Below are 20,254 nucleotides of genomic sequence, written 5' to 3'. Positions count from 1 at the left end.
TCCGCGTTCGCAGAGGGATCCCGCACCGGACGCCTCCTCATCAACTGAAAGGACGGTGTGGGGTCCTCACTGCCCGGCCGACACTGCGGAAGAAGCCGGTTAACAGGCCCTACTGGCAAGACCCCGGAACCCCATCCCCGATATCGAGGACGGCGGAAACCGGTGAAGGTGCTGGTAGAGACTGACCCCTCATGCGATCACTTTCTGGCCACCTGCTTTTACCGTGCTCTGGTCGCGGAAAGACAGATTCACTGTGCCTTTGACGCGTCGGGGCCTGCGTTCTTGAGGAAGTCTTTCGTCCGCCGCAAGCTTCTAAGCGCGATGGGAACAGCCACGACAAACATGATCAGCACCACGACGAAGAGAAACTTTGCGAGGCCCCAATCAGTCCACAACAGGTAACCCAAAGTGCACAGAAAGTAGGCCGGCAGAATGCGCAGAGAGAATCGTTGGCTGACCAGACTTTGCCGGGCGACGGCGAGCACCACGGGCATCTCGTCGGAAACGGCCGGCTCACGACCTTTGATCTGGTTGGCGATGCGCCGCCGTTGCGTGAGCGACAGGGGAGCCAGAACCAGGCCCCGGGTGGTGGGCTGTTGTCCGGTTCGGGTGGCGTGAACCCAGATGGTTATGCCTAGGAGTATCCCGACAGCCTCGATTATGTAGCCCGTTATTTTCAGCCAGTCGGGCACTGCGACGGCATCACCTAATAGGTCCTGCGGCAGAAGGAACGCGGCAGCGCCACTGAGCGCCACAACGATCAACACGATTAAGACGATGACCGCCCAGGCCCGGCGACTCCGTGAACGCTCGGTCTCCGATGGCAAGCCTGCTGCCAAGCGTTCCGCCTCAGCCCAACGCCGAGTCGCCTCCCCATCTTCGCTTCGGTTCATCGACGCCTTGCCTTGGTCGTGTCCAGCACTTGCGCTCAGTATAGGAGGCCCCTCCGAAGTCCGATTGAGTGGCGACCACCTAGCTAACAGCGAGGGTTAACAACCAACGTTTTTGACAGGGGTTACCGGCCAGTCCTCCGCAAGCGGCGCTAGTCGAGAAGGGCGATTAAATCGCAGCCCAAGTGGCGGTAGTGGAATCACGCTTGGGGAACCTTGACCGGGCGGAAAACTCAGGCCTTTTCGGACCCTGTCCGCCGGCGCGGAAGACGCCCGAGAGGTCCTCGCCCGGCCGTACCCGTTCAAGCCGGCAATCGATGCCTGGTGCTGAACAGGTGCCCCTATGTTTTTCGTCAAGTAGCGTGCTATTGGCTTCTGGGTGTAGATAGTTCAGGATTTGAGCATCAGGTTCAGTGGCATTGGCAGAGGACAGCCGAGGGCCCCTGCACCACTGCTCGTGCTCAGTGGGAAGCGGACGATGAGCGGAATCGACGATCTCATACCCAAGTCCGACGACCGTTGGACCACTGCCACAAGACGAGCGCAAGGCATTGCAGACCTGGGCCTCGGCGGTGCCCTGAAGACCTATTACACGCTCTATTTCCCGGCCGGGGTGATCATCCTTGTCACGGCGGGGACCGTCGGCGGGATGCTGGCCTTCGGAGGCGGCACGGCGGACTGGGCGTCCTTTTTGCTGTTCGGATTCTTCCTTGCAGTGCTGGGTGCCGCCATCGGTGGACTCATTTACAACGCGAAGAAGATCGCGCCTGCAGCGGAGGTGGGCAGGATCGACGTGCTGCTCTCGCTGGAGGACGAAGAGCGCAAGGACATCCGGCGCCAGGTTCTCGGGAAGACACCCGTTGACCCGGACCATCTTGTCGTCTCGCGGGCCGCCGCCGTGCAACCGCGAAAGAATCTCGCCACACAGCTCATCTGGATGTCAATGCTCCCGCTTGTATTCATTCCCCAGGTCCTATTCGGAGCCGGGTTCATCCAATGGCTCATGGCGACTAGCGTGGTTGTCTTGGTGCTTGGGACGATGTTCGTTGTCCGGGACTTCCAGCGGGCTGGCAGGTTCCTTGCCCGCACATTAGAGCCTGGAGGCCCACCGGAGTGACCTCTTCGAGGATCCTGTACTGAGGCTGGCAGAAGCCGGCCGGTAAGAGTTCAGCCGATCGCAAGTTCAACACCGCCAAACCGGGCTCTGGAAACCGCCATTCTGAACTCGCCGCACCGCGGCTTCCTGCGGTCGTCGATGCTCGAAGTCCTATGCACGGTGAAGGATCCTCACCGGGACCCCAACTTTCGCGGCTCTATTCGAAAGGCACCGTGGGCGAGTCGTCCGTGAGTGGGAGGACACCCACCTTCCGGCCAAGCAACTGAGTTAGGACCTGATCCAGATCTCCGGGAGAGTGGAGACGCTCTAAGTCTTCATCGCTGAGAATGAACCAACGCTCGTCCTCGGACTCGACCGTCAATGTCCGTAGCGGACCACGATAGCCCGCAAGGTTAAAGGCGGAGCGCACGGCTGCTCTCTGACCTGGGCTAAACATGTCACCCACCGTAAGCCACTCGGGGGATTCATGGGCACATGCTGGAGACATGGTCCGCATTGATGTCGCCCTAGGGGTGCGGCGTCCGTGGGTATCCTCGTGCGGGACAACCCCCACGCCCTGGCGAGTCCGTCCCGTTGGACCTTCGGCTAACGGGCACCAACAGTGCGATGATCAACCGGCTAACGGACGTTGTCCCGTCAGGGTCACCGGCAGCAATCTATCCTTCAATTGGCAGTACCGAACCAATACCGGCGCGGAGGCCTACACTTTCAGCCATGGGGGACTCAGAGTCAGACGTCGGGGCAACTCCGGTGATCGGACGGGTTGCGGTCGGCATCTGCGCCGTGGCCAACCTAATCATCCTGGGCGTGTTTATCGCAGACGCCGTATCCAGCAGCACCGCGGCGGTCCTGTCCGGCACGGCCCAATCAGGGCCCCTTGGGCTGCTGGCCTTCGGACTCCACGCTTCAGTCATTGTCGGCCTCATCTTCTCGGTGAACTCCCTGACCGGTCCCGACCCCGACTACGGGAAGATTCTGAGTCTCTTCAGGCGCAACGACCTCAAGGGATTGAGCGAAGCCGCACCAGCCATGCCGCTCTTGGGGTTTTCGTTCCTGAGCTACTGGCTTGGCCTCGGCGGCGTCTTCTGGTTCGCGTGGAGACGCCACGAGCCGGCGTCCGCCATGGCCGAGATGAGCGCCGCCGTCACACTCGTCGGCGCTGCCGCCTTGGCTCTCTGGATGATCCTGGTGGCTCTCGGCAAGAGGTCACCACACTCCGCAGGAAGTGGCGCGCAGGAGCACGAGGCAGTATTTTTGGCGAACTCACTCAGCCGACCGGGGAGCCGAAGGCCGACGGAGCCTTATCGAAGTAATGTCGGCATCGAGTACCGGACAATCCGAGCCACGATACCGCTCGTAGAACTCAGCGCGACCTCAGCGGAACTCCATCTTAGGTTTCGGTTCGGTCTTGGACTCATTTTCGGGCCATGGCATTTCCGCAGGGAACAGGTATTCGAGGTGTTCACAACACGGGGACTATTTTCCACGCGAATCCACATCCGCGGGGAAGGCTTTGAGATCTATGTCTATGCATCACCCCCGGAACCGCTGCTCCTAACTCTCGAGGAACTCGGCTACCCCGTGGACTGGATCATGCGACGATGACAGCGACGGAACGTGCAAGTGGGTTCGGGTGCCCGGTGAAGGATCCTTCACCGGGCACATGGATACAACCATTGGAGAGGTCCGGAGAGGGACCGGCTTACGGGCCGCATGAATGGTCGATAAACATCCCACCGCGACGAGGTCAGGGCATTGTGAGCCCTGGTGGGAAGCCGTGTGAGTCTCATGACCGCGGGCTTGCGCTGGCGGGATAGGCTTTGCCCATGGTGCGACCCCCAGTTGAAACGATCGCGGATCAGCTCTTCTTCACAACGGTGTTCATTGAAGCTTTTACCCCTACAGCTAGATCCACGGGAACAGGCTTCATAATCAACTACCCCGTTCAGGGGGGCCACAAGCCGGTCCTCGTCACAAACAAACATGTGTTCGACGGGGCAGAGCAAGTTGCCTTCACCATGCCCGCCGCGGAAAACACGGGCCAGCCAGCCAGCCGCGGTACACGCACGTTGGTCACCGGATTCAATGCCCAAACTTGGGTAGGGCACCCAGACTCAGGTGTCGACATCGGCGCCATGTTCTTCGCCGACGTTGTGAAGTCGATGGAAAATAGGGGTGCTGCCCCGTTCTATCGAGGGTTTAGGCCCGAGCAGCTTGTTACACAAGACACCGCGAACTCACTCGACTCTATCGAGCAAATCACCATGATTGGATACCCAAATGGCCTATTCGACCAGTCCTCCATGCTGCCGATCGCAAGACGTGGTCAGACAGCAACGCCAATCTTCAACGACTACAACAATCTGCCAGCCTTCCTGATTGATGCTTCGGTCTTCCCAGGATCCAGCGGAAGCCCGGTTGTGCTCTACGACCGCGGGACGTTCACGACTCGCGACGGATCAACCCACCACGGTTCCCGAATGGCACTCCTCGGCGTCGTTGCTGCGGTTCACACCCGCCGGGTCAACGGAGCCGTACAGATGGTGAGCGCCGGTATAGCCACCTTCGACGACATGATCGACCTAGGAATCGTCTTCAAAGCCAGCGCCATCCAAGAAACCGTTTTTGCGCTGTACGAGGCGAATGGACTTCCCCTCCCCGTCGCAACAGTTGCTCCCGAGGAGCTTGCCTAGCAGGTCACCTCGACCAGCGCAGAAGGTTCAACCCAGCGTGTCAACTACTCCTTCGCTAGCTGGCGTAGAGCTGCCCGGATGGGGATCCCCAAACTGGATGGAAATGACCCAAAGACTGCCTGTCGTGCAAGAATCGCGGCATGGATGAGGACGAGCGGCAGACCAGGGATGAATTGATGATCCTCGAGGCCCTGGAGCAGGCGATGGACCGGCGCGACGAGGTCTTCCAGGTGATAGACGATTCAGAGGACGTGGACGAAGCCATCCGTCGGGTGGGTCAGCTGTTGGGCGTGGGGGCAGTCGGCAGCCGTGTAGTCCTGGACATGCAGGCCAAAAGATTCACCCGGGACCAGCGTCAGGCCATCGCTTCCCGTGCAGAAGAACTCAGATCAAGGTTGCCCGATGGGCGCTGAACTGGTCGCGTGCTGTCCGTTTACCGTTGCGGGATCGGCTTACGGGACGTGGTGATTGCTTGGCGTCCTCCGTTGTTACGGTGGCACCAGAAGATCCAACACGACTACCATGCCGGCCTCGATCACTCTGATTCGTTCGGGCGCACTTGCCGATGTTGCCCAATATGCGTACGCGGCAACCGCTCCCAGCAATGCGCGGCTCATCTTCTTGGCCGGAGCGTGCCCGTTGAATGAGGATGGATCGACGGCTGGTGTCGGGGACTACGCGGCACAGGCTGAGAAGGCGATCCAGAACATGCACCTTGCTCTGGAAGCCGCCGGCGCGGGTATTGACGATGTGATTTCCACCCGCGTCCTCGTCGCGTCCGGCCACCACGCTGATCTGGTAACGGCGTGGGATGTGGTCCGGGCGGCATTCGGCGGGCACGATGTGCCGAGCACGCTGATGGGTGTCACGGTTCTTGGCTACCCCGACCAACTCGTCGAGATTGAGGCTATCGCTGCAGTTGTGGACTGACGTGCCATAGCTCGTTTCAGGGATCCTTCACTGGGACACTGCTTTCCGGCATAGGCCGAAGGTTACCTCAGTGGAAGAGGGCGCCTAGTAGATGGCGATAGCGTCGATTACGATTGCGGGGCCCTTAATCCAGGCATGGACATCATCTTCCGGCATATCAAGTTTCAGGGCCGCCGTGAGGCCCTCTACCTGCTCGTTGAGGTTCAACATCATCATGCGTTTCATTAGGTACTCCCAGCCATGAAGGAGCCACTCCTCGGAACTTAGGTACCCTTCATCACCGCCGTCGATGAGATTGCGGATGGTGCCTAACACGCGCATCTCGCCTTCGATGCGGTCAAGTGAAGCGCTCTCGATGAAGAAACTCGGACGAAGGTTGACGAAGACCTTCTGTTCGAGCCCAGTGTTCTCCAGTTCGATGAGAAGGGGAATGGGAACGAGTTCGTTGCCTAGGTAAACTTTCTGCATAAGCTGCTTGATGTCTGGGGCAATGTCCGTGAACTGAATATTCGTGATGTCCTGGTCAATGTCCTTCAGATACTGGAACAGAAGGTTGAATAGCTTCCCGGCAAGGCTCGCCGCGGTAATGCGGGCTGTTCCCTCAAGCTCGAAAAGATCGTCCTTGACGAGAGATTTTGACACAGGAACCATGGACACCACGTCGGCGCGAATCAATCCGTCGATAACCTTACTGACAGTCGCCTTTTCGGTAGGTGTCATCGTGTAGCTCGTCTGAAACTCAACCTCGGATCCCGCTGAACCACCGGCACCCAGGCCGCCGTAGCCGAAATTTGCTTTACCAGAGCGCTGCTTCACTGTCTTTTCCACGATGTCGGCTTGAACCGGCACTTGCACGTCGTTGTACTCAGCTTGCGCGAGCAGGGTCTCTAGATCGAGGTAAACAGGGTTCTTGAGCGCCATCAGTCAAGCATCTCAGACGTGACCGACATTCGTTGGTCGGGAGACTGCCCCCGGTTTTGTTGACTCCTTCGCCTAACGGCGTTGGGTGACCGCAGCGCGGTAGAGGATCCTGCACCGGGCACTACGAGTCGTGGTCAGGGACGTTTGGTTCATGCTTGTGGGGCCTAAAGATCTGCAGGCTCCACGGCAGCCATCGCAAATGGCCACGCCGACCGAATTCGAGGCGGTCCACTACGCCCCCCCCCCCCCCGCAACTCCTATGACTGCGGCACGGAACCTGCGCCGGTTCAGACAGACCCCCGTGAGTCGACGGATACAACCAATTAAGGTGAGCCGACGGATACAACCAATTAACACATCAAACTCTTGACCGGGCGAGGATCGCACCCTTAGAGTTTTCTGATATATGAGTCATATGTCACATTTGGCAACAGTGATACATGACGACGCCGAAATCATCTCGCGAGTCCTGCGCCGCCATATCGGCTGGCGTCAAGCCGGTCGGCATCGTCCACCGGTCACTAAGGGCTGCGGCTGTCCGTGCGTCTAGGAAACGGCGTCAGCGGTTTGCGCTGAAGTCAGAAGGGAACAAATCTCAATGATCAATCCGACCGGGACGACGGCCTCCGTCGACACCTCCAAATCAAGAGAGACCAGCTCCAAGTTCAAACGCCGCTTCATGGTGCGGCTTGTCTCTGTCTTCATCGGCGGGATGTTCCTCGATGGTTACATCCTCGGAATCATCGGCCCCGTCAGCGGACTCATGCGCTCAGATCTCCAGCTCGACGCACTATCTCTGGGCATGATTGCTGCAGGCCCGCTGGTTGGTATCTTCGTCGGCTCCCCGCTGGCCGGCTGGGCTACTGACAAGTTCGGACGCAAGCCCATGTTCCTCGTGGACATGGGCCTGTTCCTGGTCGCCTCAGCGGCCCAGTTCTTCGTAACCTCCGGAGAAGGGGCCGTGATCCAGCTGGCCATCATCCGGTTCTTCATGGGTGTCGCGATCGGCGGCGAGTACTCAATCGGTGGGCCATTGCTATCAGAGTTCTCCCCTCCAAAGCTCCGCGGGCGATTGCTCGGGCTGACTCTGATCGCCTGGTACGTCGGTTTCATGATGGCATTCATCATCGGCACGCTCCTGCACGACGCCGGCACCCCATGGCGCCTCGTAATCGGCACGAGCACGATACTCGCATTCGTCCTGTTCCTCGCCCGCATGGGCCTCCCCGAATCGCCGAGCTGGCTCATTACGAAGGGACGGCGTGAGGAAGCACTCGCGATTGCACGCAGATACGTCGAATCGCCCCAGATGCACGACAGCATCACCGAAGAGATCGATCTGAGGATGATCCAGGAGGCCCAAGCCGCGCAGAGCAGGACCAAACTCAAGGGCGCTTCCTTCGGGATGCTGTTCTCGAGGCAGTACTGGCGCACCACCCTCTTCACCTCAGGTTTTTGGTTCTGTGCGGTCACTCCGTACTTCGCGATCGCGACCTTCGCCGACGACGTGCTCAACCAATTCGGCTTCGGCGGCTGGACCGGTGGAGTCGGCCTGTCCGCACTTGCGGCCGCGGGCGTTGTCACCACCGTGCTTCTGATTGACAGGCTCGGCCGTCGAATTCTCACCGTGCCCGGGCAGTGGCTCTGCGCAGGCATCCTGCTGATCATCGGAGGCTGGACGAACGCACCAGCGATCCTCGTGCTCGCCCTTTTTCTCGCCTTCTCCTTCTTCAATGCCGGCTACACCACGATGACCCAGGTCTATCCGGCCGAGGTATTCCCCGGCCACCTGCGCGGCATCGGCATGGGCTTCGCCGCCGCCTTCAGCCGCATCGGAGCCGCACTCGGCACCTTCGCCCTGCCCTGGGCGATCAGCAACATCGGCCTGGGCCCAAGCATGGTCGTGGCCGCCGCCGTCGCATTACTCGGCGCAGCCCTCTCACAATGGCTCGCGCCTGAGACGAAAGGGCGCACCCTCGCCGAGATCTCAGCAAACTTCTCCCACTGACACCGGGACTGCCGGTTGGGGGCCCGCCAGTCGATCCGGCCCGTGCTCCACGCCGGAGCCCAGAAGCTCATCGACGCCAACGTCCATGACGGTGTTATCGACTCGCTCGGCCAGGTCGATCGTGACGTCGTCGAGCTCCGGGCATTGATCGGCGACAGCCAAATTGGGTTATGAGTGGATTTAGGCCAGCTACTTGGCCAGCCTCTCTGTTGTTAGGGCGGGTTTCGGCGAGGCCGGCACCGCGTTCGAAGTGCTCGGCGACGAACTGAAGATCCAGGATCAGTCTTTCGTTCACAGCGTGATCACGTGGCCGCGAGGCGAATTCGACATTGAGTTCGCTGCCGTGGAGCTCACATTCACCCTGCTAGTAGTGAGGATCGTACGGCGGCTCTTCGCACGCGAAGAGCCGCCCGCGGCGTCTATCAACCAGTGAAGGACACTGAATCCGGACGCAAGTGTCCGGTAAAGGATCCCTCAGCGTGCGTATCCCGCGACAGGTTCCAGGACCGGCCACTTGGATTCCGCAAATGATTTCTGACCTTGAGGCTTCCGGTGGTGGCACGAGTACTGCGATCACCTAGAGTCGGTTGCGCGCGGTTACGGAGACCCGACCCAACCGTTCACGGCCGACTCGGGATCACCGACGCCGGCTGGATCCATCAACGCCTCTGGGCGTGACGTCACGGCAGACTGCAACGTCTGTCCCGGTGAGGGATCCGCTGACAGGTGGGGTCACTGCGCGCCCTTGACAATACGGTCAGTTGCCGGTCAGCTAGCGTTGGTCGAACGGCGGCAAAAGCCCGCGCGGAAGCAAACAAAAAAGATTCTTCGGTCTGTGTCGATCCGGCCTCGCGCCGTTCGACCTGTGGGTGAGAAGGTCGAAAAAGCGACCTTCCGGAATCAAGGAGCATTCGATGGCCAAGTACATGCTGATCATGCGTCCCACGGACGAGTCCTTCGCGAACTTCGCGAACACAGACTTCGCGGAGATCATGGATGCCATGGGCAAGTTCAACGACGAGTTGATTCGTGCCGGTGTCCTGCTGGCGGCCGAAGGCCTGGACGATGCGAATGAGGGCGTGGTGGTCGACTTCACCGGCGAGACGCCGGTTGTCACCGATGGCCCGTACGGGGAGACCAAGGAGCTGTTCGCCGGCTACTACATCCTTGATGTCGCGTCGAAGCAGGAGGCCGTCGAGTGGGCCAAGCGGGCGCCGCTCACGGCGGGTAGCAAGACCGAGATCCGCCGCGTGACGACGATCGATGAGTTCCCGCAGGACAACCAGTGGATCCAGAAGGAACGCGCGTGGCGCGAGCTGACCGGGCAGCTCTGACCCGACGGTGAGCAGCGCAGAGGCGCGGGGCGCCGTCGAGGCTGTGTGGCGGATGGAGTCCGCCCGCATCGTCGGCGCCCTCGCCCGTTATACGGGCGACTTCTCGCTGGCCGAGGATCTCGCGCAGGAAGCCCTCGCCGAGGCGCTGGTCTCCTGGTCCGTAAACGGGGTGCCCACCGAACCGGCAGGGTGGCTGCTGACCACCGGCCGCCGTCGTGCCATCGACGCCTTCCGGCGGCGCGCCGGTCGCGACGAACGGTACGCCGTGCTCGCCCGCGGCCTGGACAACTCAGCGCCCGGGGCGGACGTGCTGTTCGACCCTGACGCGATTGAGGACGACGTGCTCGGGTTGATGTTTATCTCGTGCCATCCCGTGCTGTCGAAGGAGGCACGGATCGCATTGACGCTGCGGGTGGTCGGCGGACTGGGCAGCGACGAGATCGCCAAGGCGTTCCTGGTTCCGGTGGCGACGATCCAGGCACGCATCACGCGGGCCAAGAAGACGTTGGCGGCCGCGCGGGTGCCGTTCGCTGTGCCCGAACGGCAGGAGTTGACCGAGCGGCTCGGCTCGGTGCTTCAGGTCATCTACCTGATCTTTACGGAGGGCTCGTTTGCGTCGGGCGGCGAGGAGTGGATCCGCACGGATCTGGCCGGCGAGGCGCGCCGGCTGGCCCGCGTCCTGGTGCGGCTCGCGCCCGCGCCCGAGGTATTCGGCCTGCTCGCGCTGCTGGAACTCACGGCGGCCCGTTTCCCGGCCCGGCTCGATGCGTCCGGCAACCCGGTGCTTCTGGAGGACCAGGACCGGAGGCTGTGGGACCAGTCGGCGATCCGGCGCGGACGTGCGGCGCTGGCGCGGGCCGCGGGGGCCGGACGCGGGCTGGGCGCATACGGCCTCCAAGCCGCCATCGCGGAGTGTCACGCGGTGGCGCGCTCGGTTGCCGAAACGGACTGGCAGCGAATCGTGATCCTCTACGAAGCCCTCGGACGGCTGACGCCTTCGCCTGTCATTGAACTCAACCGGGCGGTCGCGGTCGCGATGGCCGCCGGTCCAGCGGAGGGTCTCGAACTGGTAGACGCGATCTCGTCACGGGGCGAACTGACCGGCTCGCATCTGCTCCCCGCAGTGCGCGGCGAGATGCTCACCCGGCTCGGTCGCCGCGACGAAGCGCGGTCCGCACTCCTGCAGGCCCTCGAGCTGTGCGGGAACGCCGCCGAACGCGCGGCGCTCAAGCGCAAGATCGACGGCGTCAGCCGACCATAAAGGGACCCGCTAGGCGCGATGGATCGCAGCGGTGAGTGGTGTAGCTCTGTCAACGGTTTGTGGCGGCATGCGCGCCGGGTGTAGATCCTTCAACGCACGGGTGACGGCTACGGAGCGGTCACGAAACGGCCTCTGGCTATGGTCAGCGCGCTGTCGCGACAAGTAGGAGCACGAACGCTGTGACGATGATCGCGACGCGGGCATAGTGCAGGCGGTCCCAGCGCTGCTGTTGTTCCCGCCAGTCGGCCGGATGGTCGTCGGCCGTCCAGGTGACCGAACGGTTGTTGATAGGAACGAGCAGCGCGACAGACATGATGATGCTCACGGCGAGCAGTGCTGCCGCGACGAGTGACAGCGCAGCGGTCGGCGTACCCCAGGTGACTGCAGTGAGTGCTGCGATGAGGACCAGGGATCCGATGTACCAGAACGGCATCGCGCGTCCCAGCATTCGGCCGCCGTCTGCGCGCGCTTCGAGTGACGCGCCAGCCGGCAGCCGCAGCAGGATCGGATTGATGACGAACGCGACGGCGAACTCCACACCGACCATAAGGCCGAGGACGGTCGCGGTGACGACGGAGAGAACCGGGATCATGACATTCCCCTCTAGTTAGCAGTGCTATTTTTTCTAGCGGTGCTAACATAAACCCATGGAGACCCAGAGCGCAAGAGGAGGACCGATGACTGGACCCACGGCCCGGCAACGACGCAGCGACGAGCGGCGCAGGCGCATCCTCGATGCCGCACAAGAGCGCGCCGATGCCGAGGGCTGGACGGCCGTGACCACCCGGCACCTCGCGGATGCCATCGGATACACCCAGCCGGTGCTTTACCGCCACTTTCCCGGCGGCAAGACGGAGATCATGCGGGTCATCGCATTCGAGGGCTTCGTCGAGCTGACGCGGTTGTGCCGCTCGGCCGTCGTGCACACGCGCGGACCCCGCGCGATTGAAGCCGTCGCCGTCGCGTATCTGGACTTCGCCGCCGCGCATCCGGCTGTCTACGAAGCGATGTTCCAGCAACCGATCGAAACTCGCTTCGCGAGCGAGGACACCGAGCCTGAACTGCGAGCAGGATTCGAGGCCCTTGCCGATGCGGTTCGCGATGACGGCGATGGAACGAGGACCGAGGTGTTCTGGGGTGCCCTGCACGGCATCAGCCAACTCGAACGCGCCGGACGCATGCGTCCGGAAGGCCGCTCCCGACGCATCACAGAACTCGCGGCCTGCTTCGACCAGGACACCCCATAGCCGAGTCCGCCAACGTGCAGTACCAGTTGGGTTGACTCGCTCGACTGACCACAGAATTCCGGTAGCGTCGAGCGGTGCCGTGAGCTGTTCGACGGAAGCTGGGGGCATCGGGTGGTGAAAATTGTTTGGGACTCGGGAACCTTTTCGGGTCCTGCGGACACTACAAGGCATGAGGCTAATGGGGGAAACCGACGAAGACCTGTTGCGTGAGTGCGTTGCGGGCGACGCCGATGCATTCGGGGTGCTGTTCGACAGACACGCGGACGCGGTCTTCCGTTATTGCCTGTCCCGGTGCGGGTCCTGGCATGACGCCGAGGAACTCGTCTCGATCACCTTTTTGGAGGCGTGGCGGCAACGGAACAGGCTCAGACCGCGGAGGGAAACCGTCCTTCCGTGGCTGCTTGGGGTCGCGACGAACGCGAACCGCAACCGAGCCAGGGCTTCCCGCCGGCACGCGGATTTCCTTGCGAGGCTACCGCACTCGGATCCCCGGCACGGCGAACATGAGGCAGACCATGCTGAATCGGTGGCAGCGAGGCTCGACGCCGAACGCGACGTCCGCGAACTGATCGACACCACCGCGGGCCTGAACGACGGGGAACGGGACGTCGTCAGATCGCGCATTCGGTACTTGGCCGCTGAGAGCCTCAGACAGATCGACTCACGCCCACCATCAAGGCGCGTGGGGCGCCTCCTGCTGCCTACTAGGCAGGCGGTTCACCTCCGATTCATACGACGACGCTACGGTTTCCACGTGAAGCGCTTTTTTGGGCACCCCATGACCTTGTGGCCGTCTATGCGGAACCGCCTGCACGTCTACGCATTGCCCGACTCTGACCTCCGGTCGGCACTGGAAGAACGTCAGCGCGTCCTGGAGACGTTCGACTACTGCTCCATCCAGCCAGCAAACTACCTGCACGCAACATTGCAGCAGTTCGCGGTTGCCTCTGACGAGGTCAGCCCCGAAGAAATGGATGCCTTCATGGTCAGGCTTAAGAGCCTGACGGCCGAGACCAAGCCGTTCAGGGTCGAGCTGGGCGAACCGGAAGCGGATGACTACTCGCTCGGGGTCAGAGGGACCATAACGTCATCATGGGCGAAACTGACCGCAGCGGTCCGCGACGCAGCTGCCGAGACCATCAACAATGGCCGCCCCCTACCCGACGCCCCCTTCAGGCCCCATCTCACCCTGGGCTAGGCCGTCGCCGAAGGCAGTACCGAACGCATTCAACAAGCGTCCGATCAGCTGAGGGCATCTGCGCTGCCACCGCTGACCATCAACGAGGTGCACTTGATAGCCGTCCACCAGGACGTCAACCGGGGCACCTTCACTTGGGACACCACGTCTCGCTTCCATTTCAGCGACCAGCCCTCTGCCAAGTAATCGATGCAGCGCCCCCTGGCTTCCACGGTGGGCATGCTTAGGGACCGTCAACCAGACAGACTTCAGGCCGGATTTTTGAGCGAATACAGTTTGAGAGTGAATTTCCAAGCGTTCAAGCGCTTCATCGACCTTACGCCTGCGCATGCCGATGCACAGCCTTTCATCCAGGTTGAAGAACAGAGCAGCGACTACGAATCTGGGGTCGCCAGCATCGGGGAGGAACAGTGGCGAATCCGCACCGCCCGGATCACACCGACGAAGCCCGGCGCCTTCGTCGCGGTCTGGAAGCGCGGCGACGGCGGATCGACCCGCCCATTCACCACCGACGAGTCGATGTCTGGACTGCTCGTGTTCGTAGAGGAGAAGGAACGGTTCGGGGTCTTCCAATTCACCGCGGCGCACCTGAGCTCGCTCGGATACGTCAGCTCCGACCTGCATCCCGGCAAGCGCGGTTTCCGCGTCTATCCGGCATGGTGCACCGACCTGAATCCTCAAGCGTCACGCTCTCAGCGCGCGCAGGGAGCTGCGTTCTCCGAGCTTCCTCCAACTAACACGTAGCGGACCCCGACTGAAACGGTCGCGCACTTCGACAGCGCCCGTAAGCCAGGCCCGTAGCGGCACATCACTGACCCCTGTTGACGGGGTGGGGCGGGCACGGCAGGCTGTGAGGACATCTACGGCAGGGGGACCACGATGAAGCACCCGACATACGCGGTCGCCGTAGCGGCTGTGCTCGGGTTAGCCCTTGCCGGTTGCCAGCCCGCCGCCGGGCCGCTCACGGCGGGATCGCCCGCAGCAGCCCCAAGCCCCTCGCCGACCGAGCTCGCGGCCATCATCCAGGCAGCCGTCGAGGATCGAAACGGTACAGTCCTCGACACTCCCCCTGCCGCGAGCCTTGCCGGAGGGCAGGCGACGGCGGCCTACCTCTCCAAGCGCGAGCAGGACCTCTCAAAGGTGGCCCGTTCGAAGGCCGGATTTAAGGCAATGGGCTTCTGGTACACGTCATTTTCGACCAAAATAACGGTCGAATCGGTCGAGGTGACCGGTTCGGAGGCGAGCGTCCGGTTCAAGGAATTGACCGAGGAATACCAGGCCTCGACGGCGAATGGGCCGAGCAGCGTCCCGTCGGGCTACTCGCTACCTCAAACCGCGACGTTCCGTTCATCTGGGAACGGCTGGCAGTTGGACAGCATCGCCCCCAACGTGCACGGGGGCGGCCTGCCGATGGCCGTCGTCGAGTGAGCCCGGTAAGGAAATCAGACGCACTCTCTGCGCCCACCAGACTCGACATTGCCCCGTCCCACTGTCCTTGTTTGACAAGGGGCACGGTGCCCCGACGCTGGCAGCCCGCATCCCGCCGTCGTATGCTGCATGCAGTCCTAGGCTTTCGATCCCCCACCGCGGAGAAGACACATGCAGATACCCAAACCGTCCGACGCCGACAAAGACCGCTTCCGCGCGGTGGTCCCGGAGCATCCCGACGTCGTCGTCAAGCCGATGTTCGGGAACCTGGGCGCTTTCGTGAACGGCAACATGTTTGCCGGACTGTTCGGTCCGATGATCGGCGTCAAGCTTTCCGACGCCGACAAGGCAGCTCTGGAGGCCGGCCACCAAACGCTTCCATTCGGCCCGGAAGGCCGCGCCATGGGCGGCTACGTCGGCCTGCCCGAAGCCTGGAACGGCGACGAAGAGCAAACGGCGGAATGGGTCGAGAAGGCGTTCGCCTACGTTGCGACTCTCCCGCCGAAAGCTGCGAAACCGCGTTCGTCGAAGACGTAACTGCCGCGACGGTGATGCCACCGGCGCGCACAAAGGTTCAGAATCGGGAAGTGTGGTCTTCAATGAGTCCGCTCGCCGCGATCTCACGGAAGGCATAGATCCCGCGGGCCGCGGCGTCCGTATCACGGAAAGGGGCGGAGACAGCAAGCTCTTTTCCAAACTCGTCAACCAGCCTGACCCTGCACCGGCCTCCGTTGTCGGTGAACACTTCAAAATGTCCGGCCATCAGAGAAGTTCTCCCCGACGGCGTCCAGGAGCAAGCTTGGGCAGTCCGGGATGCCCAGTAGCCGGGCTGCCACTGGGTGGTTGATGTTTTCCCGATTCCCGTCGTCGCTCAAGTTCGCCCGTCACGAGGTCCAGCAACGCTTGGGCTGGTTCGGAGAGGCGGTGCGTTGCGGCCGGGCGCGCTATTTCGTCGCAGTGCAGAAGCACGCGACGGATGCGTTCCAATTCGCGCGTCGGCACGGATGGCCACCGCCGAAACAGTTGTTGAACTGCGCTTTGCCTGGGTAGGTAGCCCCGCCAAGGTTCGCTGGAGGACGCTTGCGTGAAAGGCGCCCCGCGCCGTGCAGTGCGGACATCGGGGTGGCCGACCCCTTGACCATGAAGGTGGGGGTGACTGGGTTGAATAGGTGCCATGACTGACCTCCTCGTACTAAATCGAGAAAGCCAGCTGCTTGACCTATTTCCAGCATATAAAAAGTGACTTACGTCATGTCAATCGATTTGACTTTATTTCGGACAGTAGCCGGGCCGTGACATTGCGCCGATGATTGGGATGGTTGTCACGGGGAGCTGGCTCCTTCGAGTTGCGGGTTCCGGGAATCGGAGTCGGGTCGTGGAGTGGCGGGCCGGGCCACCATGAGGAGGCCGACGAGGGACAGGAGTGCCCCGGCGATCATGATGGCTGCCATGGGGACGGCTGTGTCAGTGCCGCCCAGCCCTGCGATCGGTGCGATGATGCCGGCCGTGGTCCACTGCACCAGGCCAAGGACGGCGGAACTCGTGCCCGGGTGCGCCGGTACTTCGGCCGAGGCAAGGGCACCGCCATTGGTATTGATGAGCCCCTGGGCCACCATGAGGGCGAAGAAGCTGCCCATTGCGACGAGCAAAGGAGTGCCCCACCAGAGTGCGCCGGCCAGCATCAGGACGCCGGCGGCCAGGGCGATGATCTGCCCTGCGAGGATGACCCGTCGGGTGGGCACCCGGCCCGCCAGCCGCGCCGAGACGAGGGCGGCGATGGTCATCCCGCCGGCGTTCGCGGCAAAGACGATGGAGTACGCCACAGGTGACAACCCGTTCATGTTCTGCAGAATGAACGCGGACGCGGCGACGTAGGCGAACAAGGCGATGAACGCCGAAGACGCCACCATCACGTATCCAACGAACCGGCGGTTCGCCAGGACAGTGCGCGCCGCGTGCCCGAATTCACGCAGTCCGCCGGCGTGACGTTTCCCGGGCGGCAGGGATTCCGGCACGATGAACAGGGCACAGAGGGTCATCAGGACGCCGAGGGCCGCCAGTGTCCAGAAGGTCATCCGCCACCCGGTCAGTTGCAGGATGACCGCGCCGAGCAAGGGGCTGATGATCGGTGCCACGCCGCCGATGCCCATCACGATGTTGAGCACCCTGACCAGCTGCGGGCCGTGGGCCAGGTCCACGATGACGGCCCGGCCGATCACCATGGCCCATCCCCCGCCAAAGCCCTGCAGGAAGCGGGCGACCATCATGAATCCGATGCTCGGTGCCAGGGCGCAGCCAACCGTCGCGATGGTCATGAGTATCGTGCCGGCGACAAGAGGTATTCGCCGGCCGCGTTGGTCGCTGAACGGACCTCCGACCAGTTGCCCGAGTCCCATCCCGGCAAAGAAGGTCGTCAGGGTCAGCTGCACCGACGAGGCCGAGGTGCCGAATTCTTGCGACACGCGTGGGAACGCCGGGACGTACATGTCGGTGGCAAGCGGTGCGACGGCGGTGAGGAAGATGACGGTGGCGACGAGTGCCGCCGGGACCGCCCCCGACGACGGCACCTTGGTTGTGGTTGGCGTGCTCACGGGCGGAGCAGCACTTTGATGGCCCGGCGTTCGTCCATGGCCTTGTAGCCTTCGGCTGCCTCCTCAAGGGGCAGCTCGAGGTCGAAGACCTTGCCGGGATCGATCTCGCCGCGGAGGATCAGGTCGATCAGTTCCGGCAGGTAGTCCCGGACGGGGGCCGGGCCGCCGTGCAGGTGGACGTGCGAGAAGAACAGCTCCAGTCCAGGGAGCTCGACGTCATGCGAGACACCGACGTAGCCCACGTGCCCACCCGCGCGGGTGGCACGGATGGCCTGCATCATCGATTCCTGGGTACCGACCGCCTCGATGACAGAGTGCGCACCGAGGCCGTTGGTGAGTTCCTTGATTTTTGCCACGCCCGCGTCGCCGCGCTCCTCGACGATGTCCGTTGCGCCGAACTCGCGGGCAAGGGCCTGCCGGGAGGCATGGCGGGACATGGCGATGATCCGCTCGGCACCCATCTGCTTCGCCGCCAGTATCGCGAGAAGCCCCACGGCGCCGTCACCCACGACGGCGACCGTCTTACCCGGCCCTGCTTCTGCGGCCTTCGCGCCGAACCACCCGGTGCCCAGGACGTCGGACGCGGCCAGCAGCGAGGGGACCTTGCCGGCGTCGGGCATTTCCGGCGTGGCAACCAAGGTGCCGTCGGCGAGGGGCACGCGCATGTACTCGGCCTGGGCTCCGCCGACACCCTCGCGGTGGATGCACCCGGTCTGGTACCCGGAGCGGCAGATCTCGCACGTGTTGTCGGAGGCGAAGAAGGACCCGACGACGAACTGGCCCACCTGGACGTTCCGCACGTCGGCGCCGACCTCATCGACGACGCCCACGTACTCGTGTCCCATCGGCCTGGGCGCCTCGATGCTGTCGGCTCCGCGGTAGGGCCACAGATCCGAGCCGCACACACAGGCTGCGACCAGTTTGATGATTGCGTCCGTCGGCTTCCGGAGAGCGGGCTTGTCCCGTTCCGTGACGCGGACGTCTCCGGGGGCATACATGATTGCTGCGCGCATGCGCTGGTGCTCCATTTCATCGAATGCTTGACCTTCGATTTCCATGAAACCCGCATCGTGCAGGCGTAGCGAGGGCTCTGCCGAAACGGGTTATGACAGAACCTCCCAACCGTTCCCGGTTACGCCGTACCGTTTCCTTATGGATAACCGAGCCGAGGTACGAGAGTTTCTGGTCTCCCGCCGAGGACGCATCACCCCCGAGCAGGCAGGCATCGAGCCCATCGGCGGCCGGCGCCGCGTGGCCGGTCTCCGAAGGGAAGAAGTCGCCCGTCTCGCCGGCGTCAGCATCGACTACTACACCCGCCTCGAGCGTGGAAACCTCACAGGGGTCTCGGACAGCGTCCTCGACTCAATCGCCCGGGCCCTTGAGCTTGACCGCGCCGAACACGACCACCTCTATGACCTGGCACGTGCGGCCGGTACCTCTGCGCGGAGACCCGCGAGCCCACCGGCGTCAGCCGTGCGGCCCGTGATGCAGTATCTGCTCGACGCCATCACCGGCGCCCCGGCCTTCATCGGCAACAACCGCATGGACATCGTTGCCGCCAACGCCCTCGGCTACGCCCTCTACTCCGAGATGTACCGCAGCCCGGCACGCCCCGCGAACCACTCGCGCTTCATCTTCCTTGACCCCCGGGCCCACAACTTCTATCCCGACTGGGACCGCGCAGCGAATGTCAACGTCGCCATTCTGCGCCGCGACGCGGGCCGGAACCCCCACGACAAAGACATCGCAGCACTCGTTGGCGAACTCTCCATGCGCAGCGAGGAATTCCGCACGCGCTGGGCAGCACACAATGTCCGCCGCCACTACTCAGGCACCAAGTTCTTCAACCACCCCGTGGTCGGGCTCCTGGAACTGACCTACCAGGCCATGGAACTCGAGGACGACCCCGGCCACACCCTGACTGTCTACCCCGCCATTCCCGGCAGCCCCTCGGAAGAAGCCCTCAAACTCCTCGCCTCCTGGGCGGCGACCGAGAACCCCGCCCAGTCCCCCAAGCCCACGCATGACCTCAGAGCCAAATGAGGTGGACCAGGCGACTGCGGGTATCGCGCGAATCCAGGGCATGCTGCTGACGGAAGAGAAAGTAGACCGTGTGAGGGTTTAGGTGGCGCGTCGGGTCGCCCAGGTTGAGGCGTACGACGTCGTCCGGCACCTGGGCGGTTGCGTTCAGTTCCTGCGTGGTTCCGTCGCGGAGCTCGACGGCGCGCCCTCCAGCGCGAACACGTAGACACGGGTAGCCCAAAACACGTAGACGCCGCCTCTCCTCCACTGAATTTTGCGATTTTCACACGGAGATTCGCCCAAAACGCACGGAGATTCGACCGATTCCACACGGAGACGGGCTTTCGGAGGTTTATCTTTCTCTCAGGCTTTCCTAACCAAACGACGTAACCCTTGGGGAGGGAATTATGAACTGGCGCCAACTTAGCGGCCTGTCGCATGCCTGGGGATGTGGATGACAGCGTCATGAAACTTCTGACCATCGTGTCCCTCGCCGCTTCGGGGGCAAACCTCGCGACGTGCGGCCGTATGGTTTTGTGAGACAGCTTGATGGGAGCCTCAGTTTCAGATGACCACCCGCAGAAAGACATACGACGCCGCGTTCCGGGAGGAAT

General features: G+C 62.7%; 23 protein-coding genes. 17 read left to right on the top strand and 6 right to left on the bottom strand.

Translation table 11 applies throughout. The annotated features are described in order from the left end of the window. Positions 1–248 precede the first annotated feature (248 nt). Positions 249–893, bottom strand: a complete 645-nt coding sequence (locus ACFVTG_RS07940) for a hypothetical protein (protein ID WP_390279405.1) — start codon at positions 891–893, stop codon at positions 249–251. A 475-nt stretch (positions 894–1,368) separates the two neighbouring features. On the opposite strand from ACFVTG_RS07940, the gene ACFVTG_RS07935 reads away from it, so the two are divergent. From ACFVTG_RS07935 to ACFVTG_RS07915, 5 genes are all read left to right on the top strand, one after another. Continuing rightward, the gene (locus tag ACFVTG_RS07935) at positions 1,369–2,007 is read left to right on the top strand and encodes a hypothetical protein (RefSeq protein WP_390279403.1); all 639 of its coding nucleotides are present in this window, start codon (positions 1,369–1,371) and stop codon (positions 2,005–2,007) included. A 714-nt stretch (positions 2,008–2,721) separates the two neighbouring features. Beyond that, positions 2,722–3,612, top strand: coding sequence for a hypothetical protein (locus tag ACFVTG_RS07930; protein WP_390279401.1), 891 nt, complete (start codon positions 2,722–2,724; stop codon positions 3,610–3,612). 221 nt (positions 3,613–3,833) lie between these two features. Further along, positions 3,834–4,700, top strand: a complete 867-nt coding sequence (locus ACFVTG_RS07925) for a trypsin-like peptidase domain-containing protein (protein ID WP_390279399.1) — start codon at positions 3,834–3,836, stop codon at positions 4,698–4,700. Between the two features lie 140 nt (positions 4,701–4,840). Then, on the top strand, positions 4,841–5,113 hold the full coding sequence (locus tag ACFVTG_RS07920; protein ID WP_390279397.1) for a DNA gyrase subunit A: 273 nt from the start codon (positions 4,841–4,843) through the stop codon (positions 5,111–5,113). A 109-nt stretch (positions 5,114–5,222) separates the two neighbouring features. Next, on the top strand, positions 5,223–5,630 hold the full coding sequence (locus ACFVTG_RS07915) for a RidA family protein (RefSeq protein ID WP_390279395.1): 408 nt from the start codon (positions 5,223–5,225) through the stop codon (positions 5,628–5,630). An 84-nt stretch (positions 5,631–5,714) separates the two neighbouring features. Here the strand turns inward: ACFVTG_RS07915 and ACFVTG_RS07910 are convergent, their stop codons facing one another. Further along, on the bottom strand, positions 5,715–6,551 hold the full coding sequence (locus ACFVTG_RS07910; protein ID WP_390279393.1) for a hypothetical protein: 837 nt from the start codon (positions 6,549–6,551) through the stop codon (positions 5,715–5,717). Between the two features lie 598 nt (positions 6,552–7,149). Between ACFVTG_RS07910 and ACFVTG_RS07905 the strand changes: the two genes are divergently transcribed. The 5 genes from ACFVTG_RS07905 to ACFVTG_RS07885 all read left to right on the top strand — a co-directional run bounded on the left by ACFVTG_RS07905 (position 7,150) and on the right by ACFVTG_RS07885 (position 11,154). Next, positions 7,150–8,559, top strand: a complete 1,410-nt coding sequence (locus ACFVTG_RS07905; protein ID WP_390279391.1) for an MFS transporter — start codon at positions 7,150–7,152, stop codon at positions 8,557–8,559. A 15-nt stretch (positions 8,560–8,574) separates the two neighbouring features. Beyond that, positions 8,575–8,733 carry a hypothetical protein gene (locus ACFVTG_RS07900; RefSeq protein ID WP_390279389.1) on the top strand — a complete coding sequence of 53 codons (159 nt, stop codon included), beginning with the start codon at positions 8,575–8,577 and terminating at the stop codon, positions 8,731–8,733. A gap of 19 nt (positions 8,734–8,752) precedes the next feature. After that, positions 8,753–8,992, top strand: a complete 240-nt coding sequence (locus ACFVTG_RS07895; RefSeq protein ID WP_390279387.1) for a hypothetical protein — start codon at positions 8,753–8,755, stop codon at positions 8,990–8,992. A gap of 481 nt (positions 8,993–9,473) precedes the next feature. Then, positions 9,474–9,893 (top strand): YciI family protein, encoded by a 420-nt coding sequence (locus ACFVTG_RS07890; protein WP_306962323.1) that lies wholly within the window; start codon positions 9,474–9,476, stop codon positions 9,891–9,893. A gap of 7 nt (positions 9,894–9,900) precedes the next feature. Continuing rightward, a complete protein-coding gene (locus tag ACFVTG_RS07885; protein WP_390279385.1) occupies positions 9,901–11,154 on the top strand; it encodes an RNA polymerase sigma factor in 1,254 nt (417 codons plus the stop codon). 142 nt (positions 11,155–11,296) lie between these two features. Here ACFVTG_RS07885 and ACFVTG_RS07880 read toward each other — a convergent pair whose 3' ends face one another. Further along, the gene (locus tag ACFVTG_RS07880) at positions 11,297–11,746 is read right to left on the bottom strand and encodes a DUF1772 domain-containing protein (RefSeq protein ID WP_284751815.1); all 450 of its coding nucleotides are present in this window, start codon (positions 11,744–11,746) and stop codon (positions 11,297–11,299) included. Between the two features lie 85 nt (positions 11,747–11,831). Here ACFVTG_RS07880 and ACFVTG_RS07875 point away from each other — a divergent pair, with 85 nt between their 5' ends. The 5 genes from ACFVTG_RS07875 to ACFVTG_RS07855 all read left to right on the top strand — a co-directional run bounded on the left by ACFVTG_RS07875 (position 11,832) and on the right by ACFVTG_RS07855 (position 15,564). Continuing rightward, the gene (locus ACFVTG_RS07875; protein ID WP_390279383.1) at positions 11,832–12,401 is read left to right on the top strand and encodes a TetR/AcrR family transcriptional regulator; all 570 of its coding nucleotides are present in this window, start codon (positions 11,832–11,834) and stop codon (positions 12,399–12,401) included. A 178-nt stretch (positions 12,402–12,579) separates the two neighbouring features. Further along, positions 12,580–13,599 (top strand): sigma factor, encoded by a 1,020-nt coding sequence (locus tag ACFVTG_RS07870; RefSeq protein WP_390279381.1) that lies wholly within the window; start codon positions 12,580–12,582, stop codon positions 13,597–13,599. A 282-nt stretch (positions 13,600–13,881) separates the two neighbouring features. After that, positions 13,882–14,343, top strand: a complete 462-nt coding sequence (locus tag ACFVTG_RS07865) for a MepB family protein (protein WP_390279379.1) — start codon at positions 13,882–13,884, stop codon at positions 14,341–14,343. A 135-nt stretch (positions 14,344–14,478) separates the two neighbouring features. Continuing rightward, positions 14,479–15,027, top strand: coding sequence for a hypothetical protein (locus ACFVTG_RS07860; protein ID WP_390279377.1), 549 nt, complete (start codon positions 14,479–14,481; stop codon positions 15,025–15,027). A gap of 171 nt (positions 15,028–15,198) precedes the next feature. Next, on the top strand, positions 15,199–15,564 hold the full coding sequence (locus ACFVTG_RS07855) for a TfoX/Sxy family protein (protein ID WP_390279375.1): 366 nt from the start codon (positions 15,199–15,201) through the stop codon (positions 15,562–15,564). A 37-nt stretch (positions 15,565–15,601) separates the two neighbouring features. Here the strand turns inward: ACFVTG_RS07855 and ACFVTG_RS07850 are convergent, their stop codons facing one another. From ACFVTG_RS07850 to ACFVTG_RS07840, 3 genes are all read right to left on the bottom strand, one after another. Continuing rightward, positions 15,602–15,790 (bottom strand): hypothetical protein, encoded by a 189-nt coding sequence (locus tag ACFVTG_RS07850; RefSeq protein WP_284751806.1) that lies wholly within the window; start codon positions 15,788–15,790, stop codon positions 15,602–15,604. Positions 15,791–16,349: 559 nt separating this feature from the next. Next, positions 16,350–17,618 carry a multidrug effflux MFS transporter gene (locus ACFVTG_RS07845; RefSeq protein ID WP_390279373.1) on the bottom strand — a complete coding sequence of 423 codons (1,269 nt, stop codon included), beginning with the start codon at positions 17,616–17,618 and terminating at the stop codon, positions 16,350–16,352. Next, on the bottom strand, positions 17,615–18,631 hold the full coding sequence (locus ACFVTG_RS07840; protein ID WP_390279371.1) for a zinc-dependent alcohol dehydrogenase family protein: 1,017 nt from the start codon (positions 18,629–18,631) through the stop codon (positions 17,615–17,617). Before ACFVTG_RS07840 ends, ACFVTG_RS07845 begins: the two co-directional genes overlap by 4 nt. A 139-nt stretch (positions 18,632–18,770) precedes the next feature. On the opposite strand from ACFVTG_RS07840, the gene ACFVTG_RS07835 reads away from it, so the two are divergent. After that, the gene (locus ACFVTG_RS07835; RefSeq protein WP_390279369.1) at positions 18,771–19,661 is read left to right on the top strand and encodes a helix-turn-helix transcriptional regulator; all 891 of its coding nucleotides are present in this window, start codon (positions 18,771–18,773) and stop codon (positions 19,659–19,661) included. A gap of 82 nt (positions 19,662–19,743) precedes the next feature. Further along, positions 19,744–19,866, top strand: a complete 123-nt coding sequence (locus ACFVTG_RS07830) for a hypothetical protein (RefSeq protein ID WP_390279367.1) — start codon at positions 19,744–19,746, stop codon at positions 19,864–19,866. Positions 19,867–20,254 lie beyond the last annotated feature (388 nt).

This window comes from Arthrobacter sp. NPDC058127, assembly GCF_042884555.1.
Taxonomy (GTDB): domain Bacteria; phylum Actinomycetota; class Actinomycetes; order Actinomycetales; family Micrococcaceae; genus Arthrobacter.
The sequence above is the reverse complement of the archived record's forward strand: the minus strand, read 5'-3'. Positions and strand labels throughout refer to the sequence as shown.

Bases quoted from the DNA above. Each gene is read 5' to 3' on its own strand.
- ACFVTG_RS07875 (WP_390279383.1), top strand. From the start codon at position 11,832: ATGACTGGACCCACGGCCCGGCAACGACGCAGCGACGAGCGGCGCAGG.
- ACFVTG_RS07835 (WP_390279369.1), top strand. From the start codon at position 18,771: ATGGATAACCGAGCCGAGGTACGAGAGTTTCTGGTCTCCCGCCGAGGA.
- ACFVTG_RS07920 (WP_390279397.1), top strand. From the start codon at position 4,841: ATGGATGAGGACGAGCGGCAGACCAGGGATGAATTGATGATCCTCGAG.
- ACFVTG_RS07925 (WP_390279399.1), top strand. From the start codon at position 3,834: ATGGTGCGACCCCCAGTTGAAACGATCGCGGATCAGCTCTTCTTCACA.
- ACFVTG_RS07935 (WP_390279403.1), top strand. From the start codon at position 1,369: ATGAGCGGAATCGACGATCTCATACCCAAGTCCGACGACCGTTGGACC.
- ACFVTG_RS07910 (WP_390279393.1), bottom strand. From the start codon at position 6,551: ATGGCGCTCAAGAACCCTGTTTACCTCGATCTAGAGACCCTGCTCGCG.
- ACFVTG_RS07850 (WP_284751806.1), bottom strand. From the start codon at position 15,790: ATGGCCGGACATTTTGAAGTGTTCACCGACAACGGAGGCCGGTGCAGG.
- ACFVTG_RS07855 (WP_390279375.1), top strand. From the start codon at position 15,199: ATGCAGATACCCAAACCGTCCGACGCCGACAAAGACCGCTTCCGCGCG.
- ACFVTG_RS07870 (WP_390279381.1), top strand. From the start codon at position 12,580: ATGGGGGAAACCGACGAAGACCTGTTGCGTGAGTGCGTTGCGGGCGAC.
- ACFVTG_RS07930 (WP_390279401.1), top strand. From the start codon at position 2,722: ATGGGGGACTCAGAGTCAGACGTCGGGGCAACTCCGGTGATCGGACGG.
- ACFVTG_RS07880 (WP_284751815.1), bottom strand. From the start codon at position 11,746: ATGATCCCGGTTCTCTCCGTCGTCACCGCGACCGTCCTCGGCCTTATG.
- ACFVTG_RS07860 (WP_390279377.1), top strand. From the start codon at position 14,479: ATGAAGCACCCGACATACGCGGTCGCCGTAGCGGCTGTGCTCGGGTTA.
- ACFVTG_RS07890 (WP_306962323.1), top strand. From the start codon at position 9,474: ATGGCCAAGTACATGCTGATCATGCGTCCCACGGACGAGTCCTTCGCG.
- ACFVTG_RS07940 (WP_390279405.1), bottom strand. From the start codon at position 893: ATGAACCGAAGCGAAGATGGGGAGGCGACTCGGCGTTGGGCTGAGGCG.
- ACFVTG_RS07915 (WP_390279395.1), top strand. From the start codon at position 5,223: ATGCCGGCCTCGATCACTCTGATTCGTTCGGGCGCACTTGCCGATGTT.
- ACFVTG_RS07905 (WP_390279391.1), top strand. From the start codon at position 7,150: ATGATCAATCCGACCGGGACGACGGCCTCCGTCGACACCTCCAAATCA.
- ACFVTG_RS07840 (WP_390279371.1), bottom strand. From the start codon at position 18,631: ATGCGCGCAGCAATCATGTATGCCCCCGGAGACGTCCGCGTCACGGAA.